Origin of the sequence: Streptomyces phytophilus, from assembly GCF_013870535.1 — a bacterium.
Classification (GTDB): Bacteria; Actinomycetota; Actinomycetes; order Streptomycetales; family Streptomycetaceae; genus Streptomyces; species Streptomyces phytophilus.
In genome coordinates, this window is record NZ_JACBXC010000878.1 from 1 (window position 1) to 2607 (window position 2607).

Genomic DNA, 2607 nt, shown 5'->3' on the forward strand with positions numbered 1-2607 from the left:
CGCGCGGTCGGTCGCCGTGGTGGCGCCCTCAATGGCCCTGGAGACGTTCGGCCTGGTGGTCGTGGAGGCGATGGCCGCGGGGGTCCCGGCCGTCGCCGCCGGCCACGCCGCCTTCGTCGAACTCGTCGAGGACGGGGTGACCGGCCTGCTGCACCGGCCGGGCGACCCCGCCTCGCTCGCGTCCTGCCTGCGCCGGATCACCGCGGACCCGGCGCGCGGCCGGGAGATGGGCCGGGCGGCCCGGCGCAGTTACGAACGGGGCTTCAGCCCGGCGGTCGGGCTGAAGCGCCTGGTGGAGGAGTACGGCACCGCGATCGCGGGCCGGTCAGCGCCGACTCACGGCGGGGACACCCGCCCGGGCAGGGGGGATGGGGACAGCAGATGACACGATGCCGACTGTGCGGCTCGGAAGCGATGGAGAGCGTCGTCGACCTCGGGGCGACGCCACCGTGTGAGAGCTTCCTCGCCGCGGACCAACTCGACCGGCCGGAACCGGCGTACCCGCTGCACCTGCGGGTCTGCACCGACTGCTGGCTGGCGCAGCTTCCGCCGCTGGTCACGCCGGAGGAGACGTTCGAGGAGTACGCGTACTTCTCGTCGTACTCGACCTCCTGGGTGGAGCACGCGCGCACGTTCGTCGACGGTGCCGTACGGCGGCTGGGCCTCGGCTCCGGGGACGGCGGCGCCTTCGTGGTCGAGGTCGCGAGCAACGACGGCTACCTGCTGAAGCACGTGGTGGACCGCGGCATCCGCTGCCTGGGGATCGAGCCGTCGGTGAACGTCGGCGCCGCGGCGCGCGACGCCGGCGTGCCCACGCTCACGGCGTTCCTCGACCCCGCCACGGGCGCCGCCGTCCGCGCCGAGCACGGCCCGGCGGACCTGGTCGCGGCCAACAACGTGTACGCGCACATTCCCGACGTCACCGGGTTCACCCGGGGACTGCGCGCCCTGGTCGCCGACGACGGCTGGGTCACCATCGAGGTGCAGCACCTGCTGACCCTCATCGAGCAGAACCAGTACGACACGATCTACCACGAGCACTTCCAGTACTACACGGTCGCCTCCGCGATCCGGGCGCTGGCCAGCGGCGGACTCGCCCTCGTGGACGTCGAGTCGCTGCCCACGCACGGCGGCTCCCTGCGGCTGTGGGCCCGCCCGGCCGAGGCCGCCGGAGAGCCGACCCGCCGGGTGGCCGACGTCCTGGCCCGGGAGAAGGCCGCAGGGTTGCGGGAGCTGTCCGGGTACACCGGCTTCTCCGCCCGGGTGGCCAAGGTGCGCCGGGACCTGCTGCGGTTCCTCATCGACGCGGCGGAGCGCGGCGAGACGGTGGCCGGCTACGGCGCCCCCGGCAAGGGCAACACCCTGCTCAACCACTGCGGCATCCGGCCCGACCTGCTCCCGTACACGGTCGACCGCAACCCCTACAAGCACGGCAGGTTCACCCCGGGCACCCGCATCCCGGTCCTGCCGCCCGAGCGGATCGCCGCCGACCGGCCCGACTACGTGCTCGTCCTCCCCTGGAACCTGCGGGCGGAGCTGACGGAGCAGCTGTCCTTCGTGCACGCCTGGGGCGGCCGGCTGGTCTTCCCCATCCCGGAACTGAGTGTTGTCGAGGTAAAGCCATGAAGGTCGTACTGTTCTGCGGCGGCTACGGGCTGCGCATGCGCAGCGGCGCCGCCGACGACATGCCCAAGCCGATGGCGATGGTCGGCCCCCGCCCGCTGATCTGGCACGTCATGCGCTACTACGCGCACTACGGGCACACGGAGTTCATCCTGTGCCTCGGCTACGGGGCGCACCACATCAAGGACTTCTTCCTCCACTACGAGGAGACGACGTCCAACGACTTCGTGCTGCGCAACGGGCGGACCGAGCTGCTGTCCACCGACATCGCCTCCTGGACGATCACGTTCGCCCAGACCGGCATCGAGTCGCCCATCGGCGAGCGGCTGCGCCGGGTGCGCCACCACCTCGGCGGCGACGAGATGTTCCTCGCCAACTACGCCGACGTGCTCACCGACGCCCCGCTGCCGGAGATGATCGAGAGGTTCGCCCGGCGCGACGCCGGCGCGTCGATGCTGGTGGTGCCGCCCCAGTCCTCCTTCCACTGCGTGGAGCTGGGCGAGGACGGCCTGGTGGGCGGCATCACCGCGGTGAGCGAACTGCCGCTGTGGGAGAACGGCGGCTACTTCGTGCTCCGCCAGGAGGTCTTCGACCACATCCCGGAGAACGGGGACCTGGTCGCGGACGGCTGCGCCCGGCTGGCCAAGCGCGGCCGGCTGGTGGCGTACCGGCACCGCGGCTTCTGGAAACCGACCGACACCGTGAAGGAGCGGGCGGCGCTCGACGCCGCCTACGCCCGCGGCGACCGCTCGTGGGCCGTGTGGGAACGCGGCGCCGCGGGCCGGGCACACGCGGTCGGCAGCGGCAGGGGCGTCGGCGCCCCGGCGGGGACCGCGTGATCCGGCTCGGGGCCGGGCCTCCCGACCGGATCGTCGCCGTGGGCGCGCACTGCGACGACATCGCCATCGGCGCGGGCGGCACCCTTCTGACGATGTGCCTCGCGCGGCCGGGTCTCCGCGTCGACGCCCTGGTGCTCACCGGCGG

General features: G+C 73.0%; 3 protein-coding genes and 1 pseudogene. All 4 read left to right on the forward strand.

The features are described 5' to 3' along the window. Positions 1-385, forward strand: a 385-nt coding sequence (locus H5J30_RS26580; RefSeq protein ID WP_181789870.1) for a glycosyltransferase, incomplete at its 5' end; no start/stop codon positions are given. Further along, positions 382-1626 (forward strand): class I SAM-dependent methyltransferase, encoded by a 1245-nt coding sequence (locus H5J30_RS26585; RefSeq protein WP_181789871.1) that lies wholly within the window; start codon positions 382-384, stop codon positions 1624-1626. The genes H5J30_RS26580 and H5J30_RS26585, both read left to right, overlap by 4 nt. Further along, on the forward strand, positions 1623-2462 hold the full coding sequence (locus tag H5J30_RS26590) for a glycosyltransferase family protein (protein WP_181789872.1): 840 nt from the start codon (positions 1623-1625) through the stop codon (positions 2460-2462). The genes H5J30_RS26585 and H5J30_RS26590 overlap by 4 nt, the downstream gene beginning before the upstream one ends. Continuing rightward, a pseudogene (locus H5J30_RS37750) lies at positions 2375-2607 on the forward strand (PIG-L family deacetylase); the annotation flags it as partial. The gene H5J30_RS26590 and the pseudogene H5J30_RS37750, both read left to right, overlap by 88 nt.